Annotated in this window: 17 protein-coding genes; 11 read left to right on the top strand and 6 right to left on the bottom strand. The window is 64.3% G+C overall.

Annotation, left to right across the window (positions count from 1 at the left end; genetic code table 11):
* Positions 1–575 (top strand): NADP-dependent isocitrate dehydrogenase (locus ACE3QM_RS21160; RefSeq protein WP_374424647.1); only part of this gene is annotated, 575 nt, incomplete at its 5' end.
* 326 nt (positions 576–901) lie between these two features.
* Positions 902–2,146 (top strand): NADP-dependent isocitrate dehydrogenase, encoded by a 1,245-nt coding sequence (icd, locus tag ACE3QM_RS21155; protein ID WP_374424645.1) that lies wholly within the window; start codon positions 902–904, stop codon positions 2,144–2,146.
* A gap of 56 nt (positions 2,147–2,202) precedes the next feature.
* Here icd and ACE3QM_RS21150 read toward each other — a convergent pair whose 3' ends face one another.
* Positions 2,203–2,700 carry a dihydrofolate reductase gene (locus ACE3QM_RS21150; RefSeq protein ID WP_374424644.1) on the bottom strand — a complete coding sequence of 166 codons (498 nt, stop codon included), beginning with the start codon at positions 2,698–2,700 and terminating at the stop codon, positions 2,203–2,205.
* Entirely contained in the window at positions 2,697–3,491 is a 795-nt protein-coding gene (locus tag ACE3QM_RS21145) for a thymidylate synthase (protein ID WP_374424642.1), read from the bottom strand. Before ACE3QM_RS21145 ends, ACE3QM_RS21150 begins: the two co-directional genes overlap by 4 nt.
* Before the next feature lie 128 nt (positions 3,492–3,619).
* Here ACE3QM_RS21145 and flhB point away from each other — a divergent pair, with 128 nt between their 5' ends.
* Genes flhB through ACE3QM_RS21115 form a run of 6 tightly spaced genes read left to right on the top strand, consistent with a single transcriptional unit; the run spans position 3,620 to position 10,812 of the window.
* Positions 3,620–4,777, top strand: coding sequence for a flagellar biosynthesis protein FlhB (gene flhB / locus ACE3QM_RS21140; RefSeq protein ID WP_048411766.1), 1,158 nt, complete (start codon positions 3,620–3,622; stop codon positions 4,775–4,777).
* A gap of 48 nt (positions 4,778–4,825) precedes the next feature.
* Positions 4,826–6,907 carry a flagellar biosynthesis protein FlhA gene (gene flhA / locus ACE3QM_RS21135; protein WP_048411765.1) on the top strand — a complete coding sequence of 694 codons (2,082 nt, stop codon included), beginning with the start codon at positions 4,826–4,828 and terminating at the stop codon, positions 6,905–6,907.
* Between the two features lie 6 nt (positions 6,908–6,913).
* Complete coding sequence (gene flhF, locus ACE3QM_RS21130) at positions 6,914–8,398, top strand: flagellar biosynthesis protein FlhF (protein WP_374424639.1); 1,485 nt, start codon at positions 6,914–6,916, stop codon at positions 8,396–8,398.
* A gap of 5 nt (positions 8,399–8,403) precedes the next feature.
* Entirely contained in the window at positions 8,404–9,273 is an 870-nt protein-coding gene (locus tag ACE3QM_RS21125; RefSeq protein ID WP_231461753.1) for a flagellar synthesis regulator FleN, read from the top strand.
* Positions 9,270–10,016 (top strand): RNA polymerase sigma factor FliA, encoded by a 747-nt coding sequence (locus tag ACE3QM_RS21120; RefSeq protein ID WP_048411762.1) that lies wholly within the window; start codon positions 9,270–9,272, stop codon positions 10,014–10,016. The genes ACE3QM_RS21125 and ACE3QM_RS21120 overlap by 4 nt, the downstream gene beginning before the upstream one ends.
* Positions 10,017–10,062: 46 nt before the next feature.
* Entirely contained in the window at positions 10,063–10,812 is a 750-nt protein-coding gene (locus tag ACE3QM_RS21115; protein ID WP_048411761.1) for a flagellar motor protein, read from the top strand.
* Between the two features lie 206 nt (positions 10,813–11,018).
* Here the strand turns inward: ACE3QM_RS21115 and ACE3QM_RS21110 are convergent, their stop codons facing one another.
* Positions 11,019–11,903 carry a LysR substrate-binding domain-containing protein gene (locus ACE3QM_RS21110; protein ID WP_374424636.1) on the bottom strand — a complete coding sequence of 295 codons (885 nt, stop codon included), beginning with the start codon at positions 11,901–11,903 and terminating at the stop codon, positions 11,019–11,021.
* 104 nt (positions 11,904–12,007) lie between these two features.
* Between ACE3QM_RS21110 and ACE3QM_RS21105 the strand changes: the two genes are divergently transcribed.
* The 3 genes from ACE3QM_RS21105 (at position 12,008) to ptsG (ending at position 17,224) form a co-directional block, all read left to right on the top strand.
* A complete protein-coding gene (locus ACE3QM_RS21105; RefSeq protein WP_374424634.1) occupies positions 12,008–12,394 on the top strand; it encodes a DoxX family protein in 387 nt (128 codons plus the stop codon).
* Positions 12,395–12,855: 461 nt separating this feature from the next.
* Positions 12,856–15,378, top strand: a complete 2,523-nt coding sequence (gene ptsP, locus ACE3QM_RS21100) for a phosphoenolpyruvate--protein phosphotransferase (RefSeq protein WP_374424632.1) — start codon at positions 12,856–12,858, stop codon at positions 15,376–15,378.
* A gap of 82 nt (positions 15,379–15,460) precedes the next feature.
* Positions 15,461–17,224, top strand: coding sequence for a PTS glucose transporter subunit IIBC (gene ptsG / locus ACE3QM_RS21095; RefSeq protein ID WP_374424630.1), 1,764 nt, complete (start codon positions 15,461–15,463; stop codon positions 17,222–17,224).
* A 61-nt stretch (positions 17,225–17,285) separates the two neighbouring features.
* On the opposite strand, the gene cfa is transcribed toward ptsG, so the two are convergent.
* From cfa to ACE3QM_RS21080, 3 genes are all read right to left on the bottom strand, one after another.
* Entirely contained in the window at positions 17,286–18,440 is a 1,155-nt protein-coding gene (gene cfa / locus ACE3QM_RS21090) for a cyclopropane fatty acyl phospholipid synthase (protein WP_374424628.1), read from the bottom strand.
* Between the two features lie 154 nt (positions 18,441–18,594).
* Positions 18,595–19,392: a Cof-type HAD-IIB family hydrolase gene (locus ACE3QM_RS21085; RefSeq protein ID WP_197081394.1), complete on the bottom strand. Its 798-nt coding sequence runs from the start codon at positions 19,390–19,392 to the stop codon at positions 18,595–18,597.
* Between the two features lie 110 nt (positions 19,393–19,502).
* Complete coding sequence (locus ACE3QM_RS21080; protein WP_231461761.1) at positions 19,503–19,862, bottom strand: carboxymuconolactone decarboxylase family protein; 360 nt, start codon at positions 19,860–19,862, stop codon at positions 19,503–19,505.
* Positions 19,863–20,023: the final 161 nt, after the last annotated feature.

Raw genomic sequence — 20,023 nt, 5'->3', positions numbered from 1 at the left:
ACCTGTTCCCCATCATGGAGCTGGGCACCTCGGCCAAGATGCTGTCCATCGTGCCGCTGATGGCCGGCGGCGGCATGTACGAAACCGGCGCCGGCGGCTCCGCGCCCAAGCACGTGCAGCAGTTGCTGGAAGAAAACCACCTGCGCTGGGATTCGCTGGGCGAGTTCCTGGCGCTGGCGGTGTCGCTGGAAGAACTGGGCATCAAGACCGGCAATGAGCAGGCCAAGGTGCTGGCCAAGACGCTGGATCTCGCCACCGGCAAGCTGCTGGACGAGAACAAATCCCCGTCGCGCCGCACCGGCGAGCTGGACAACCGCGGCAGCCAGTTCTACCTGACCCTGTTCTGGGCGCAGGCGCTGGCGGCCCAGTCCGAGGACAAGGCACTGCAAGCCCGTTTCGCCCCGCTCGCCAAGAGCCTGGCCGACAGCGAGCAGCGGATCCTGACCGAACTCAAGGCCGTGCAAGGCAAGCCGGCCGACATCGGCGGCTACTACCATCCCGATGCCGCCAAGTGCGGCGCGGTGATGCGTCCCAGCGCCAGCTTCAACGCCGCGCTGGCCGCCGTGCTCGGCTAAGCCTCCGCTCCCGGCGGGAACTTCCCGCCCAACAAAACGCCAAGACATCTGTCCTGGCGTTTTTTTTTTGCGCCGCTTTAGAACGTGTTTACGATCTCGCGAGCTAAGGCGAGACAAGGCCTTGCGGCTGAGAAAGCGGAATGTACGAGTGGCACATCAGCATTTCGAACCGTACTCACCGCGTAACGCTCCATTACGCGCAGCAGACTTTGAACCGGTTCTTACGGGATAGGCATGAAGATGGCCCCGGCTTTCATGGCATGATCACCGGCAAGCGACCCGCGCGCCCGTCTCGCCGTTCAGCGCCCCATTACAGGAGAACAAGCATGAGCAGCAGCCATATCAAGGTTCCGGCCGCCGGCCGGAAAATCATCCCCGGCCAACCGGTGCCGGAGCAGCCCATCATTCCCTTCATCGAGGGCGACGGCATAGGCGTGGACATCACTCCGGTGATGATCAAGGTGATAGACGCCGCGGTGGCCAAGGCCTATGCCGGCGCGAAGAAAATCCACTGGATGGAAGTGTACGCCGGCGAAAAATCCACCCGTCTCTACGGGCCGGACGAATGGCTGCCCCAGGAGACCCTGGCCGCGCTGAAAACCTACTCGGTATCGATCAAGGGCCCGATGACCACCCCGGTGGGCGGCGGCATCCGTTCGCTGAACGTGGCGCTGCGCCAGGAGCTGGACCTCTATCAATGCGTGCGGCCGGTGCGCTATTTCAAGGGCGTGCCCTCGCCGCTGAAACAGCCGGAACTGACCGATATGGTGATCTTCCGCGAGAATACCGAGGACATCTACGCCGGCATCGAATGGCAGGCCGGCTCCGACGCCGCCAAGAAGGTGATCGCCTTCCTGCGGGATGAGATGGGAGTGAAGAAAATCCGCTTTCCGGACAGCTCGGGCATAGGCATCAAGCCGGTGTCCAAGGACGGAACCGAACGCTTGGTGCGCGCCGCCATCCAGTACGCGATAGACAATGAGCGCAAGAGCGTGACCATCGTGCACAAGGGCAACATCATGAAGTACACCGAGGGCGGCTTCCGCGACTGGGCCTATGCCTTGGCCAAGGAGGAGTTCGGCGCGACGCCGATCGACGGCGGCCCGTGGTGCGCGTTCAAGAACCCCAAGACCGGCCGCGACATCGTGGTCAAGGACGCCATCGCCGACGCCTTCCTGCAGCAGATCCTGCTGCGTCCGGCGGAATACGATGTGGTGGCTACGCTGAACCTGAACGGCGACTTTATTTCCGACGCGCTGGCCGCCCAGGTCGGCGGCATCGGCATTGCGCCGGGCGCCAACATCTCGGACCAATACGCGGTGTTCGAGGCCACCCACGGCACCGCGCCCAAATACGCCGGCCAGGACAAGGTCAACCCGGGCTCGCTGATTCTGTCCGCCGAGATGATGTTGCGCCACCTGGGCTGGAAAGAGGCCGCCGATCTGGTGATCAAGGCGATGGAAGCCGCCATCGCCGACAAGCAGGTGACTTATGACTTCGCCCGCTTGATGGACGGCGCCAGCGAGATCAGCTGTTCCGCCTTCGGCGACGCGATGATAGCGCGCATGTAGCCAAGCCCAAATGCAAAGCCCGCGTCGCCGCGGGCTTTTTGCTTTGCCGATCCGGCTCAGCGCCGCAGATAATCGACGAAGGCGTAAGCCAGGCCGGTGGTGCTGATGTGCGCTTCGCGGCTGTCCTCGCGCCAGAGCTCGGTGGACACCTCGGGGAAATGCGCATCGCCCGGATACTCGCCGGCGATCTCGGTCAGGCGCAGGCAATCGGCGCTGGCGATCGCCTGGCGGTACAGCTCGGCGCCGCCGATCAGGCACACCTCCTCCACCGCGCCGGCCAGCGCCAGCGCCTGCTCCAGCGAATGCGAGGCCTCGGCGCCGTCGGCGCGCCAATCCGCCTGGCGCGTCACCACTATGTTGCGGCGGCCCGGCAAGGGCCGGCCTATCGAGTCCCAGGTCTTGCGGCCCATGATCACCGGCTTGCCCAGCGTCACCGCCTTGAAGTGCTTGAGGTCCTCCGGCAAATGCCAGGGCAGGCGGTTGTCTATTCCTATCACCCGCTGGGCCGCCATCGCCGCCACCAGGGTCAAGCGCGGCTTCCCGGCCGCCGTCATACCGCCACCGCCGCTTTGATGTGCGGATGCGGATCATAGCCTTCCAGTTCGAAATCCTCGAACTTGAAGCCGAAGATGTCCTTGACCTGTGGATTGATCCTCATCGTCGGCAATGGCCGCGGCTCGCGCGACAGCTGCAGCGCGGCCTGCTCCAGGTGGTTGCTGTACAGATGCGCGTCGCCCAGCGTGTGCACGAAATCGCCCGCTTGCAACCCGCACACCTGGGCCACCATCATGGTCAGCAAGGCGTAGCTGGCAATATTGAACGGCACGCCCAGGAAGATATCGGCGGAACGCTGATAGAGCTGGCAGGACAGCTTGCCGTCGGCCACGTAGAACTGGAACAGGCTGTGGCAGGGCGGCAGCGCCATCTCGTCCACCAGCGCCGGGTTCCAGGCCGATACGATCAGGCGGCGCGAATCCGGATTGTTCTTGATCATCGCCACCACATTGGCGATCTGATCGATATGACGGCCGTCCGGTGCCGGCCAGCTGCGCCATTGATAACCGTAGACCGGTCCCAGATCGCCGTTTTCGTCGGCCCAGTCGTCCCAGATCGACACGCCGTTCTCCTTCAGGTAGCGGATATTGGTGTCGCCGGACAGGAACCACAGCAATTCATGGATGATGGAACGCAGGTGGCATTTCTTGGTGGTCACCAGCGGAAAACCCTGTTGCAGGTCGAAACGCATCTGGTGGCCGAATACCGAACGGGTGCCGGTGCCGGTGCGGTCGGACTTATCGTGGCCATGTTCCAGCACATGGCGCATCAGGTCGAGATACTGTCGCATAGTGTTCATTCCATCCTTGATGCCGGCCATTGTACCCGACTTGACCCCGCCCCGGAAAAGCTGGCCCGGCACCGCCGCTTCGGCTACCATTCTTTTTAAAATCAAGACAGAAGCATGAAACACCGGACATGGCTGAAGATTCCGACCTCGAACGCACCGAACCCGCCACCGCGAAACGACTGGGGCTCGCCCGCGAAGACGGCAATATCCCGCGCTCGCGCGAGTTGACCACCTTCGCCATCACCATGGCCGGCGTGGCGCTGCTGATGGCCCAGGGCGGCCACATCGCCACCAATCTGGCGCAGACCATGCGCGTGCTGCTCACTTTCGACCAGACCACGGTGCGTGACGCCGAGCCGGCGCTGATCCGCTTCAAGGAAACCATTTTCAACGCCTTGTGGAGCCTGGCGCCGCTATTGGCCGGCCTGGCGCTGGTGGCGCTGTTCGTGCCCATGCTGGTGGGCGGCTGGAACCTCACCTTCAAGGCGATAGAGCCCAAGTTCAGCAAGCTCAATCCCCTACCCGGCGTCAAGCGCATGTTCTCGGTCAACGCCGCCACCGAGGCCTTGAAGGCCATTCTCAAAAGCGTGCTGATCGGCGGCATCGCCACCTGGTTCATCTGGCGCGAGCGCGCGGAAATCATCGGACTGATCTCGATGCCGCTGCCCGTCGGCATCGCCAAGATGACCGATATGATCATCTCCACCTTCTTCGTGGTGACCTCGGCGATGATCCTGCTGGTGGCGATAGACGTGCCCTTCCAGCTGTGGAGCTATCACAAGAAGCTGCGCATGACCAAGGAAGAGATCAAGCAGGAATACAAGGAAGCCGAGGGCTCGCCCGAGGTCAAGGGCCGCATCCGCCAGATGCAGCGCGAAGCCGCGCGCAAGCGCATGATGCAGGAGATTCCCAGCGCCAACGTCATCGTCACCAACCCGACTCACTACGCGGTGGCGATCAAGTACCAGGACGGCATGCGCGCGCCGCAGGTGGTGGCCAAGGGCTCGCTGAAGCTGGCGGAAAAGATCATCGACACCGGCAAGGAACACCGCGTCATCGTGATGCGCTCGCCCAGCTTCGCCCGCGCGCTGTACTTCCACGCCGAACTCGGCGACGATATCCCGGCCAAGCTCTACTCCGCCGCCGCCCAAGTGCTGGCCTATGTGTTCCAACTCAAGACCTATCAGGAGAACGGTGGCCTGGCGCCGGTGTTCCCGGACCAGCTGGAGGTGCCAGCCGAGCTTGACCCGCAAAGCAAACGCCAGCAAGATGCGACGCCACCATAATGACAAGGCCGATGCACGCACTCGGCCGGCTTGAGCCATAAACCCAGCATGGACTCCATACTCGAACTACTGAAGCGCTTCAAAGTCACCCAGCTGGCCGGCCCCATCCTCATCATCCTGATCCTGGCGATGATGGTGTTGCCGTTGCCGCCGGTGCTGCTGGACATCTTCTTCACCTTCAACATCGCGGTCTCGGTGATCGTGCTGCTGGTGGGGATCAATGTGCGCAAGCCGCTGGACTTTTCCGCCTTCCCCACCGTGCTGCTGGTGACCACCCTGCTGCGGCTGTCGCTGAACGTCGCCTCCAGCCGGGTGATCCTGCTGGAGGGCCACTCCGGCCCGGACGCCGCCGGCAAGGTGATCGAATCCTTCGCCCACTTCCTGATCGGCGACAACGTCGCCATCGGCATCGTGGTGTTCGTCATCATCACCATCATCAACTTCGTGGTGATCACCAAGGGCGCCGGCCGCATCGCCGAAGTGAGCGCCCGCTTCACGCTGGACGCGATGCCCGGCAAACAGATGGCGATCGACGCCGACCTCAACGCCGGCCTGATCGGCGAGGACGAAGCGCGCCTGCGCCGCTCCACCATCGCCGAGGAAGCCAACTTCTTCGGCGCGATGGACGGTGCCTCCAAGTTCGTGCGCGGCGACGCCATGGCCGGCATCCTGATCATCGTGATCAACATCGTCGGCGGCCTGATCGTCGGCATGGTGCAGCACGATCTGGACGCCGGCGTAGCCGCCAAGACCTACACCCTGCTGACCATAGGCGACGGCTTGGTGGCTCAGATCCCAGCGCTGATCATCTCCACCGCCGCCGGCATCGTGGTGTCGCGCGTGGGCACCGACAAGGACATGTCCGAGCAATTCCTCGGCCAGATGTTCACCAAGCCGCAAGTGCTATACATCACCGCCGCGGTGATAGGCATGGTCGGCCTGATCCCCAATATGCCGCACTTCTCCTTCCTGCTGATCGCCGGCAGCCTGGGCCTGCTCGGCCGCATCATGGAGAAACGCCAGAAGGCCGAGGCGGAACAGGTGGAACAGCAACAACAGGCTGCGCCGCCGCCGGAGCACGCGGCCGCCGAAGTCAGCTGGAACGATGTGCAGCACGTGGACCAATTGGGCATGGAAGTGGGTTACCGCCTGATCCCGCTGGTGGACCGCAGCCAGGACGGCGAACTGCTGCGCCGCATCCGCGGCATCCGCAAGAAAATCGCCCAGGAATTGGGCTTCCTGGTGCCGCCGGTCCATATCCGCGACAACCTGGAAATCAAGCCCAATGCCTACCGCATCCTGCTCAAGGGCGTGGAGCTGGGCACCGGCGAGGCCTTCATTGGCCAATACCTGGCCATCAACCCGGGGCGGGTCAATGGCGAACTGGCCGGCACCCCCACCACCGACCCGGCCTTCGGCCTGCCGGCGATCTGGATAGACGCCGGCAAGCGCGAGGAAGCGCAGAGCCTGGGCTATACCGTGGTCGACTCCAGCACCGTGGTGGCCACCCATATTTCCAATCTGCTGCAAACCCACGCGGCGGAACTGCTGGGCCGCGAGGAAGTGCAGGCGCTGATCGATCACCAGGCCAAGGAATCGCCGAAGCTGATCGAAGACCTGGTGCCCAAGGTGGTGCCGATAGGCACGCTGCAAAAAGTGCTGCAGCAATTGCTGACCGAAGGCATCCACATCCGCGATTTCCGCACCATACTGGAAACGCTGGCCGATCACGTCGCCACCACCCAGGACATAGACGAGCTGACCAATATCGTGCGCACCGCGCTGTCCCGCGTCATCGTCCAGCAATTATTCCCCGGCGAGCAAGAATTACCCTTGATGACCCTGGAGCCGACATTGGAAAATGTGCTGATGCAGGCGGTGCAATCCAAGACCGGTGGCGGCCTGGAACCGGGCCTGGCGGAAAATCTGCTGGCCAGCGCCGCCCAGGAAACCGAACAAGTGGAAATTCAAGGGTACAATCCGGTACTCTTGACCGCGCCGGGCTTGCGGCCATTGCTGGCGCGCTTCCTGCGCCGGGCGCTGCCGCAGCTGCGTGTTATTTCTCATAATGAGATACCGGACAATAAATCAATTCGTATAATTGCTGTAATTGGGGGAAGCAAGGGCTAATCGAACATGGTGGTGAAAAAGTTTTTCGGCAAAACCACGCGTGACGCGCTCAGACAAGTTCGAGAAGAACTGGGCGCGGACGCCCTGATTTTGTCCAACCGCCCCACCATGGGCGGCGGGGTGGAAATCATGGCGGTGGCCGACGCCGACGTCGCCAACCTCGCCACCAATCTCGCCACCTCCTCCAGCAAGCATCCGCCGCGCAACGCGCCGCCGGTGGTGAACCGCGCGCCGTCGCCGCTGCCCACGCCAACCGGCGCCGCCGTCAACCGCGCGATCGCCCGCACCTACGCGATGCCGGTGGAACCGCTGGACAGCCCGCCGCCGCCGCGCATCGAGCCCCAGGCGCCGCCTCCGCGCCAGCGCATCGAGCCGGCCTTCGCGCCGGAACCCCAGCCCATCCCTCGCGCGGCGCCTCAGCCGGCCCCTCAGCCCTACGCCCAGCCCGCGCCTCAGCCAGCCGCGCCGCGCGCCGCGGCCCGGCCCGCGCCGGCTCCTGCACCCGCGCCGATATTGAGTCCCGCCAATGGCGAAGAGCCCGAGGTGATGTCGCAGGAACTCAAGCAGATAGGCGACGAGATCAAGCTGCTGCGCAGCCTGCTGCAAAGCCAGCTGGCCAGCTTCGCCTGGTCCGACATGGAAGGCAAGGCGCCCAACCGTCTCGAACTATTCAAGCACCTGCTGGCGATGGGCTTTTCCGCCCAGCTGATCCGCCAGCTGATCGAAAAGATGCCGGCCCAGTACGAGGCCGAGGTCGCGGTCAAGTGGGCGCGCTCGGCGCTGATGCACAATCTGAAATGCGCGGATTCCGACAAGGAAATCATGGACCGCGGCGGCATCTACGCGCTGGTCGGCCCCACCGGCGTCGGCAAGACCACCACCGTGGCCAAGCTGGCCGCGCGCGCCACCATGCGCTTCGGCGCTCAGCACGTGGCGCTGATCACCACCGACAGCTACCGGATCGGCGCCCAGGACCAATTGCGCATCTACGGCAAGATTCTCGGCATCCCGGTGTTCTCTATCCAGAACGAGGGCGATCTGCAACTGACGCTGGCCGACCTGTCCAACCGCCACATCGTGTTCATCGACACCGTGGGCATGGGCCAGCGCGACGCCCGCGTGCTGGCGCAGATCGAAATGTTCCGCACCGCCGGCCGGCCGATCGAGCGCCTGCTGCTGCTGGCCTCCAACGCCGACGGCCAGACGCTGGAAGACGTGGTGCGCCGCTACCGCGGCGACGGCCTCACCGGCTGCGTGCTGTCCAAGATAGACGAATCGGTGACGATGGGGCCCAGCCTGGACGTGATCATCCGCAACCGGCTGCGCCTGTTCTACATCACCAATGGTCAGCGCGTGCCGGAAGACCTGCACGCCGCCCACGCCGGCTTCCTGGTGGACCGCGCGATGCGCTCGCAGCAGCAAAACTCCCCCTTCACGCTCCAGGCCGACGAACTGCCGATCATGAACGCGGCCCAGGCCGGATGGTTGTAGCCGCGATGCAGGATCAAGCCGCCAGCCTCCGCCTGCTCAGCGCCCGTTCCTCGCGCGCTCCCAGCTTCGCCTTCATCGGCTCCTCCGGCTCCGGCGCCAGCACCCTGGCCACCGAGCTGGCGCTGGGCCTGGCCTACGCCGGCCAGCGCCCGCTGCTGGTGGACTGCACCCAGGGCCAGGTGCAGGCGCGCCGCCTCGGCGTGCCCACCACCGCCACGCTGGAAAGCCAGGTGCTGACCCTGGGCGGACTGGACGAGATGATGGTGAGTTCGCGCCAGGGCATTCAGCTGATCAATCTCTATGCGCGCCCGGAAGAGCGCGCGCTGTTCTCCGCCCAGCTGTGGCTGCGCCTGGGCAGCGAATTCGCCGCGCTGGAGCGCGACGCCTCGGTGTTGCTGGTGGACGCGCCCAATCCGGCCCACGACCCGGTGCCGGCCAGCGTGGCCGACAATTTGGTATTAGTGCTCACGCCGGCGGCGGAGTCGCTGACCACGGCCTACGCTAATATCAAGAGGCTGTCCGGCGGTTATGGCCGCCAGCGCTTCAATGTGCTGATCAACCGCGCCCGCCATCTGGAAGAAGCGCGCGAGCTGTTCACCCGGCTGTCGGCAGCCACCGGGGAGTTCCTGTCGGTGGCGCTGCGCTGGGTGGGTTTCGTGCCGATGGACAATGCGCTGCGCCGTAGCCAGACCTTGCGCCGCCCGTTGATGGAGGCCTTTCCGGACAGCGAGGCCGCGATGGCGTTCTCGCAGCTGGCCGCGGTGCTGCCGCAATGGGATACCCAGGAAACGCCGCGCGCGGGCACCGGATTCATGGACTTGTTGATTGCCGCCTCGCGCGACTGGGCCGAGGCGGATGGAGTCAAATCTTTATGAGCTTGCCGTCCTATCGCCGAACCGGCTACGCCGCCGCCGCGGCCCCCGTCGAGATCGACGTGGAGGCCTACGCGCCGCTGGTCAAGAAGCTGGCCGGCATGATGATCGCCCGGCTGCCGGCCTCGGTCGACATCGACGATCTGATCCAAGTCGGCGTCATCGGCCTGATAGAGGCCGCGCGCCAGTTCGACCCGGCCCAGGGCGTGATGTTCGAAACCTTCGCCAGCCAGCGCGTGCGCGGCGCGATGCTGGACGAGCTGCGCCGCGAAGACTGGATGCCGCGCCAGGCGCGCCGCCATTCGCGCCAGATCGAGGACGCGGTGCGGCAGCTGGAACACCAGTTGGGCCGCTCGCCGCTGGAATCGGAAATCGCCACCCACATGGGGCTGGAGCTGGAACAGTATCAGGACATGCTGGGCGATTGCCGCGGCATGACCCTGCTGCATTTCGAGGACTTTTCCAACGATGACGGCGACTCACTGCCCGACGCGGTGGCCAATGTCGCCGACGACGACTCGCCGGACCCGTTCGCCGCGCTGGCCGACGGCGGTTTCCGCCAGGCGCTGATAGACGGCATCAAGCTGCTGCCGGAGCGCGATCAATTGGTGATGGCGCTCTATTACGAGCAGGAATTGAATCTGAAGGAAATCGGCGCGGTGCTCGGCGTGTCCGAATCGCGAGTCAGCCAATTGCATAGCCAGGCCATCGCCCGGCTGCGCGCGCGCATCAAGGACTGGCTCTGACGCTCCGCGCCCTGACGCGGCATAACACTAAAAACCGGAACTTCGTGTGGACAAGATAAGCATTGTAGCCATTCTGATGGGTTTGACCGCCATCCTCGCCGGCCAGGCGCTGGAGGGGGGCAACATCGGTTCCCTGATGCAGCTGACCGCCTTCATGATCGTCATCGGCGGCACTGTCAGCGCGGTGATGCTGCAAAGCACGCCCAAGCAGTTCGTCGCCGGCGTGCGCATGCTGAAATGGATTTTCCAGCCGCCGGCGCTGGACCACGACAAAATGATCCGCGAAATCATCAACTGGAGCCAGACCGCGCGCAAGGGCGGCCTGCTGGCGCTGGAAGGCTATATCAATCTGCAAAAGGATCCCTTCATCAAGAAGGCGCTGCAAATGCTGGTGGATGGCGCCGAGCCGGACACGCTGCGCTCGGTGATGGACGTGGAAATCTCCATGTTCGAGCACGCGCGCAAGCAGGCGGCGCGGATCTGGGAATCCGCCGGCGGCTACGCGCCGACCATGGGCATTCTGGGCGCGGTGCTGGGCCTGATCCACGTGATGGAAAACCTGTCCGACCCGTCCAAGCTGGGCGCCGGCATCGCCGTGGCCTTCGTCGCCACCGTCTACGGCGTAGGCTCTGCCAACTTGCTGTTCCTGCCCATCGCCAGCAAGCTCAAGCACCTAGTCGCTTCGGAAGTCGCCTTGAAAGAGCTGGTGGTGGAGGGCCTGGTTTCCATCGCCAACGGCGAAAACCCGCGCATCATCGAAAGCCGGCTCAAGGGCTTCCTGGCAATGCACGAATAAACCTGCACCAGATCCGCTGAGAGCCTGTTCAAAGTCTCGCGAGCAAGAGCGAGACAAGGCGAACACGAGAGGAAAAGCGGAATGTACTCGTGGTACATGAGCATTTTGAGCTTGTTTTCAACGCCGTATCGCTGACGCGCAGCAGATCGTAAACAGGTTCTTAGATCAACGGCGTCCGATGCCTGCCAAGCCTCAGACGCCGTTTGCTATTGGAAAAACTGCTGCAGATAATCGACAAAGGCCCTGACCTTGCCCGGCACATGCCGCCGCGCCGGATAGACCGCCGACAAATCCAGGCAATGCCAGTCGTAATCGCCAAGCAGCGGCACCAGCGTGCCCTCGGCCAAGGCCTGCTCCAGCAGAAAACGCGGCTGCAGGATCACCCCCATGCCGTGGATGGCCGCGTCGGTCAGGATGTCGCCATTATTGGCGCGCAGCATGCCCTTGACCTTGACTCGGCCGCTGCTGCCGTCCGGCGCGGTGAAATCCCACAGATTGGGCTGCGTGGTCAGCGCGTACAGCAGGCATTGATGCTCGGCCAGTTCCGCCGGCGTCGCCGGCGTGCCGCAGCGCTGCAGATAACTGGGCGCGGCGACGACCAGGTCGCGTATTCGCGCCAGCCGCCGCGCCACCAGGGACGAGTCCGACAGATTGGATACCCGCAACCCCAGGTCGAAGCCCTCCTCCACCAGGTCCACGCGCCGGTCGTTCAGGTTCAGTTCCACCTCGATCTGCGGATACTGCTGATGAAAGCCGGCCACCACCCGTCCCAGGTAGCGCATGCCGAAAGACACCGGCGCCGACACCCGCAAACGCCCCACCGGGCTGCTGGCGCCGTGCGATAAACGCGCCTCCAGATCGTCAAGCTCGGCCAACAGGCCGCCAGCCTGCCCCAGATAGGTCTCACCCGCCTCGGTCAGCGACAAGCGCCGCGTGGTGCGATGCATCAGCCGCACGCCCAGCCTCCCTTCCAGGCTGGATACCAGCTTGGTCACCATCGCCCGCGACAACTCCAGCCGCTCGGCGGCGGCGGCGAAACTGCCCAGCTCCGTCACGCAGACGAAGGCGCGTATCTCCGAAAAGCGGTCCATGATAATTTCCTATTGGTAAACAATATTTTTATTAATAGCGGATTTATTGAATTTCCACCACATGGTCAAATGCACTCCATCGCAAATTTGTTTGGAGTCCCACCATGAACCGCTTCCAAAACCCCGCCCTCGGCACCCTGATCCTGCGTCTGTCGCTGGGCCTGATGTATCTGTCCCACGGCTTGCTCAAGCTGCTGGTGTTCACCCCGGCCGGCACCGCCGGCTACTTCGCCAGCCTGGGCCTGCCCGGTTTTGTCGGCTACCTGTCCATCCTGGCCGAAGTCGGCGGCGGCCTGCTGCTATTGTCCGGCTTCTTCACTCGCTGGGTAGCGCTGGCGCTGGTTCCGCTGCTGCTCGGCACCATCGTGCTGGTGCACGGCGCCCATGGCTGGATGTTCTCCAACGAAGGCGGCGGCTGGGAATATCCGGCCTTCCTGATCACCAGCTCGCTGGCTCTGTTCTTCCTCGGCGACAGCAAGCGTCAGGCCTGAGCCTTACCCTGCCAGCTAGACGGCGGCCCCTCCCAGGGGTCGCCGTTTTTCATTCCACGCATAACAAAAATGCAACAGCCTCCCCGCTGCCATGCCGTCCGAGCCGGGGGCCGTTTCTCCGTGCAAAATCAGCCCCCATCCCTGGCCCTTCCATCACCCCGCCACCGACCAGCCAAGAACTAGTGCAAATACGTGAATTCCTACTTGCTTAATTTCTTGATTGCCATCAAGCTGCACCGTTATTTCGATGTAATTAAACTACAGTATTGGCATCATATCTCTGCTTTGACAGTAAGCGTCAGCACTGTCGCGGCCTGATTGATGTCGCTGCGCCATCGAACACAGACAGGCCATTCCGTACGGTGTACTCTATCCGGCACGCCACACGGAACCGCTCATGAAGAAGCAGGCCGACGCTCGTAATAAAACAACTGATAAATTCCCGATCTGAGGAGTTATATATGAGCACACCCTTGCCACGACTGCAGATCCTCGCCCCCCTGTCCGGGTGGCTGGTCGCACTGGACACCGTTCCCGATCCGGTATTCGCCGGCAAGATGGTTGGAGACGGCATTTCGCTGGATCCGACCTCCTGCAGCCTGCTGGCTCCGGTCTCCGGCACCGTCAGCAATCTACATTCCGCGCACCATGCGCTGACCATCATCTCGCCCGAAGGCGTGGAAGTGATGGTGCACATCGGCATCGACACCGTGATGCTCAAAGGCCAGGGCTTTCAGCCGCTGGTCGCCCAAGGCCAGCAAGTCAAGGCCGGTCAGCCGCTAATCGATTTTGAACTGGACCTGGTCGCGCGCAAGGCGCAGAGCCTGTTGACCCAGATCATCATCACCAATGGCGATGCCACCGTCAGCGCGATGCACTGCGCCAGCGGCCAGGCCGAAGCCGGCAAGACCGTGGTGCTGGAGCTGGAACTGTCCGGAGCCGCCGCCACGGCCGCAGCCCCGGCCGCCGACAGCGCCAAGCTACTGTCCCCGGAAATCACCATCACCAATCCCGCCGGCCTGCACGCCCGCCCGGCCGCGGTATTCGCCAGCAAGGCGAAAAGCTTCCAGGCCGATATCCATCTGCAGCTGGGCGAGCAGTCCGCCAACGCCAAATCCGTGGTCGGCGTGATGGGCCTGTCCACCCGCAACGGCGACAAGGTGCGCATCGAAGCCGCCGGCGCCGACGCCGAGCAGGCGCTGGCCGAACTGACCCAGCTGCTGCTGGACCGCTGCGGCGAGGCCGAGGACGAAGCGCCGGCCGCGCCCGCCTCGGTCATCGCCCCCGCCCTGCACGAAGAAAGCGCCGAACTGCTGGTCGGCGTCGGCGCCTCGCCCGGCCTGGCCATCGGCCGTGTCTACCATCACCGGCTGCAAGAATTCGACGTGCCGGAATTCGGCCAGGGCGCCAATCAGGAACAACAATTCTTCACCCGCGCCACCGAAGAAGCGGCGCAACAGATAGACGCGGTCAAAACCCAGCTGACCGACACCGCCAAGCGGGCCATCCTGTCCATGCACCAGGAATTGCTGCAAGACCCGGACCTGCTGGCGCAAACCTATGCCGGCCTGGCCGACGGCAAATCCGCCGCCTGGGCCTGGCGCGCCGCCTTCAGTTCCTACTCCGCACGCCTGGAAGCGCAGGACAACGCCTTGCTGCGCGAACGCGCCAACGATATCCGCGACGTGGGCCGCCGCGTGCTGGCCTTGCTGGCCGGCGTCAAGCAGGCCAGCCTGGACGTGCCGGCCGGCTCCATCCTGATCGCCGAGGATCTGACCCCGTCCGACACCGCCGCGCTGGACCCCAACAAGGTGCTAGGCTTCTGTACCCGCACCGGCGGCGCCACCAGCCATGTGGCCATCCTGGCGCGCTCGCTGGGCATTCCCGCGATCTGCGGCATTTCCCAGGCCGCGCTGGCGCTGCCGGATAGCGAGCAAGTCATCATCGACGGCAGCCGCGGCACGCTGCGCATCGCGCCGAACGCCGAGCAACTGGCCGCGGCCGAAACCGAAATCGCCGACATCGCCGCGCGCCGCGCCGCCGAAGCGGCGATGTCGCAACAAGAAGCGCGTACCCGCGACGGCGTGCGCATCGAAGTGGTGGCCAATATCCGCAATGCCGCCGACGCGCGCGAGGCGGTGGCCAAGGGCGCCGAGGGCGTGGGCCTGCTGCGTTCCGAATTCCTGTTCGACAACCGCGACACCGCGCCCAGCGAGCAGGAACAGGCGGAAGAATACTGCGCGGTGGCCCGCGCGCTGGGCGCCGAGCGCCCGTTGGTGGTGCGCACCCTGGACGTGGGCGGCGACAAACCGCTGTCCTACCTGCCGCTGCCCAAGGAGGACAACCCCTTCCTTGGCCTGCGCGGCATCCGCGTCAGCCTGGAGCGCCCGGACCTGCTGCGCACCCAGTTGCGCGCCATCCTGCAGGCCGCGCCGCTGACCCGCTTGCACATCATGTTCCCGATGGTGGCCTCGCTGGACGAATTGCGCGCCGCCAAGGCCATTCTGGCCGAAGAGCAGGCCGCCTGCGGCCAGCATGACGTCAAGGTGGGCATCATGGTGGAAGTGCCGTCCGCCGCGGTCATGGCCGCGCGCTTCGCGCCGGAAGTGGATTTCTTCTCCATCGGCACCAATGACCTGACCCAGTACGTGCTGGCGATGGATCGCGGCCATCCGCAGTTAGCCAAGCAGGCCGACGCGCTGCACCCGGCAGTGCTGGCGATGATCGCGATGACTTGCGATGGCGCCCGCACCCACGGCAAATGGGTGGGCATCTGCGGCGGTCTCGCCTCCGACGAGCGCGCCGCGCCGCTGCTGGTGGGCATGGGCGTCGGCGAGCTGTCGGTCAGCACGCCGGCGCTGGCCGCGGTCAAGGCCACGCTGGCGCGCTGGAGCGCGGACGAATGCCAGGCGCTGGCGCGACAGGCGCTGGCCCTGTCCACCGTGACCGAGGTGCGCGAGCTGTTGAACACCCAGGCCAGATAAACAGGCGCTGGCCCTGAGCACTGCCGGGCGGCGGCAAGGCCGCCCGCTATTCCCTACGCGATCGAGCAAGGAATAAACCATCATGTTTAGTCAATCATTCGCATTTCTGCAAAAAATCGGCAAGGCGCTGATGCTGCCGGTGGCCGTGCTGCCGGTAGCCGGCCTGCTGCTGGGCATAGGCGCCACCGATTTCCACACCCAGAGCAGCGTCGCGCTGGCCATCCTGTCGCTGATGAAGAACTCCGGCGACGTGATCTTCGGCAATCTGCCGCTGATCTTCGCCGTGGGCGTGGCGCTGGGCTTTACCGAAAACGACGGCGTGGCGGCGATCGCCGCGGTGATCGGCCACCTGGTCACCACCGTCACCCTGGGGGTGATGGCCGGTCTGATGGGGGTCAAGCCCGACACCATCATGGGTCTGCCGTCGATACAAACCGGCGTGTTCGGCGGCATTCTCGCCGGCGGCCTGGCGGCGTATATGTTCAACCGCTATTACCGGATCAAGCTGCCCGAATACCTGGGCTTCTTCGCCGGCAAGCGCTTCGTGCCCATCGTCACCGCCATCAGCGCCATCGTGCTGGGCGTGGCGCTGTCCTTCATCTGGCCGCCGATAGGCAATGCCATCAAGAGCTTCTCGCAGTGGGCCGCGGTCAGCGACCCGCGCACCGCCGCCACCGTCTACGGCTTCGTCGAGCGCCTGCTGCTGCCCTTCGGCCTGCACCACATCTGGAACGTGCCCTTCTTCTTTGAAATCGGCGCCTTCCCCGACCCGGTCAGCGGCAAGGTGATACATGGCGACATCAACCGCTTCTTCGCCGGCGACCCGACCGCCGGCATCCTGTCCGGCGCCTTCCTGTTCAAGATGTTCGGCCTGCCGGCCGCGGCCATCGCCATCTGGCATTCGGCCAAGCCGGAAAACCGCGTCAAGGTGGGCGGCATCATGATTTCCGCCGCGCTGACCTCCTTTTTGACCGGCATCACCGAACCGATCGAATTCTCCTTCCTGTTCGTCGCGCCGGTGCTGTACTTCCTCCATGCCTGCCTGGCCGCGTCGGCGCAGTTCATCGCCAACACCCTGGACATGCACATGGGCTTCACCTTCTCCCAGGGCGGCATCGATTACCTGATGTTCAACCTGTTCGGCGACAAGGCCAAGCATGCCTGGTACGTGCTCATCCTCGGCCCGATCTACGCGGGCATCTACTATGGCGTGTTCCGCTTCGTCATCGCCAAGTTCAACCTGAAAACCCCGGGCCGCGAGGACGAGAGCACCGAAGCCAGCGTGGAGCTGAGCGAGGACGCGCGCGCGCGTGAACTGGTGCTGGCCTTTGGCGGCCGCTCCAATATCAGCAGCCTGGACGCCTGCATCACCCGGCTGCGCATCGCGGTGAAAACGCCGGCCATGGTGAATCAGGCCAAGCTCAAGAGCATGGGCGCGTCCGGCGTGGTGGTGGTGGGCAACGGCATCCAGGCCATCTTCGGCCCGCAGTCGGAGAACCTGAAGACCGATATGGAAATCTATCTGCGCAGTGCTGGCGCCGATGCCGAACTCGACGCACCGGCCAGCGCGCCGGCCCCGGCGCCGCAGGCGGCGACGCCGATGCCGGCAGCCGACCAGGGCCAGGCGGCGGCGCTGCGCCAGGTCTTGGGCGGCGCGGCCAAGCTGGCCAAGGTGGAAGCCATCGCTCATACCCGCTTGCGGGTGGAACTGAAGCCGGGCTCCCAGCTCAATCAGGATGCCGCGCGCGCCGCCGGCGTGGTGGCGATGCTGGAAGTGTCCCCCGGCGTCTGGCATTTGATCGTCGGCGATCAGGCCGCGGCCCTGGCTCAGGCACTGCAAAGCTGAGTCAGCCGCAAGCCTTTCCTGCCATGCCAAACGCCAGCGCTCGCGCTGGCGTTTTTGCTGCCTAGCGCGCGACCCGCACGCCTCCCGCCACACCGCCACGGCTGAACAGTATCTGCCACAGCTGCAGATCCCGGGCGCGAAACGCGCCGGCGCAAGCGCACAGATAGTATTCGAACATGCGCCGGAAGCGTTCCGAGTAAGCGGCGGACAGCTGCGGCCAAGCCCGGCGGAAGCGCTGCAACCAGGCCATCAGGGTCAGATCATAATCGGCGCCGAAGTTGTGCCAGTCCTCCATCACCCAGTCCGGCTCGCTGGCGCGGGCGATCTGGCTGGCCGACGGCAGGCAGCCGCCGGGGAAAATATAGCGGTTGATCCAGGGATCCACACGCAGACCGGCACGCAGCGAGCCTATCGTATGCAGCAGGAACAGCCCGTCCGGCTTGAGGTTTTTCCTCGCGATCGAGAAATAAGAAGCGTAGTTGCGCGGCCCGACATGCTCGAACATGCCGACAGACACGATGCGATCCGCTTGCAATCGCAGTTGGCGGTAGTCCTGCAGACGGATGTCCACATCCAACCCCTCGCAATGCCGCCGCGCCAGTTCCAGCTGCTGCGCCGAAATCGTCACCCCGGTCACCTGAACCCCGTAATGGCGCGCAGCGTAAGCGGCCAGGCCGCCCCAGCCGCAGCCGATGTCCAGCACATGCATGCCGGCTGTCAGGCGCAATTTATCGCAGATCAGCCGCAGCTTGGCTTCCTGGGCCTCCTCCAGCGTCGCAGCTTGTTTCCAATAGCCGCAGGAATACTGCATATGCGGGTCCAGCATCGCCAGGAACAAATCGTTGCCCAGGTCGTAATGGCGCCGACCGACCCGGCGCGCCCGGCTTGGCGATTGCAAGTTGAACAAGCGCGCGCCGCAGGCGTGCAGCAGCTCGCGGACGCCGCACGGCAGAGCTTGCTCCAGGCCGGCGCGCAAAACCCGATGGAAGAATGCGTCCAGCTGCTCGCAGTCCCACCAGCCGTCCATATAGCTCTCCCCCAGGCCCAAAGAACCCTGGGCCAGCACGCGACGGAAGAAATCGGGATGGAACACCTTGATGTCGTGGCCATGCCGGCCATTGACGGCGATGCCGGCCTGGGCCAGCAAATCGGCTACCGCTCGGTAGCCGGGACTCCGCGACGCGGCGGCGCGGTTATCAAGACAGGATGAATTCATGCGGCCTCCATGGCTTGCGCCACAATGGTGTTGAACTCATGCAGCGCTCACGGCGAGGCTGCGCGGCAAAGACAAGCTATCCTTGCGCCCGGCTTGTTATTGGCTCCGTGACCGGAGGAGAGGCGCCGCCGCCGGATGGCGGCGCGATGGCGGATTACAACTCGAACAACTCGCGCAGATGGCGCGCCACGCCGGCTTCGCGATTGCTGCCTATGCGCGGTACTTGTGGCAGTTGCTCGGCCAGCCGCGGCTGGGCATTGCTCATCATCCGCGGATGGCCGGCGGTCTGCAGCAACTCGATATCGTTCTGACCGTCGCCAAAAGCCAGGCAATGCGCCTTGTCCAGGCCCAGGTCCGACAGCACCAGTTCCAGCGCGTGGCCCTTGGACACGCCGGGCGCCATCACTTCCAGGCAGTCATCGGCCGAGAAGGTGATGTAAAGCTCATCGCCAAAGGCCTGGTGCAGCTTGCGCTCGACTTCCAGCAAATGCGCGTGTTCGCCGATATAAAGCACTTTACCGACACCAGCGCCGCTGTGCCCGGCCAGATCGGCCACTTGATAGCGCAGTCCGGAATCGGCATGGAAATTGAGCAGGTACTGGCAGGGTTGATCGATCAGCCAGCCATCGTCCAGATAGAAGTTCAGCACCGTGCCGGCGGCGAACTCCGGCTGCGCCAGCCGGCGCACCAGCGCGGGATCGATATCCTGGCGATGCACCAGCTTGTCGTCGGGATCATGCACCCGCGCGCCGTTGGAGGTGATCAGGTGGGCGCGAATGCCCAAGGCCTGGCGGATGCCCTGCACGTCCAGATAGTGGCGGCCGGTGGCGATGGCGAAACGCACGCCGCGCGCTTGCAGCGCCTGCAAGGTGCTGGCGGTGAACGGGTCCACCGCGTGATTGGGGTCAAGCAAGGTGCCATCCAGATCGGATGCGATGAAGTGGTACACCATCAAACTCCCGCGACAACAGAAGCCATCAGTATACGCCCACCGCAAGGCACTGCCCAATATTGAAAGCGGGCGCTCGCATGGACTGATCAGAACCATGCGCCGCCCCACCATCACGCCGCCGGCGCCGCTTCCCCGCCAAACTGCTCATAGGCCTGCAAGGCTTCCGCCGCCGTCATCAGCGACGGACCGCCGCCCATATAGATGGCCACTTGCAGCATCTCCATGAATTCGGCGCGGCCGCAGCCCAACTCCACCAGCGCCTTGGCATGGAAGGCCAGACAGCCGTGGCAACGGTTGGCGATGCCTATCGCCAGCGCGATCAGTTCCTTGGTCTGGTTCGACAAGGCGCCGTCGGCATGCGCGGCGCGGCTCATCTGGCCGAAGCCTTTCAGGGTTTCCGGAATCTCCTTGCGCAGCTTGCTCAACTCCGCGCTCAGTTCCACGCTCAAATCAGGGTAATGCTGGCTCATGTCCATCTCCTTAACATAACAATATATATTATATTTAACTATATATTGAATGGCAAGCCAATACGCAATGCAAAAAGCCGAACTCGATGAGTTCGGCTTTTCAGGTATTTGGTGGCCAGTCGCGGAATCGAACCACGGACACGCGGATTTTCAATCCGCTG

The organism is Chromobacterium sp. (genome assembly GCF_041912965.1).
GTDB lineage: Bacteria > Pseudomonadota > Gammaproteobacteria > Burkholderiales > Chromobacteriaceae > Chromobacterium > Chromobacterium aquaticum.
Note: the sequence above shows the minus strand (reverse complement) of the source record. Positions and strands in the feature narration are given on the sequence as shown.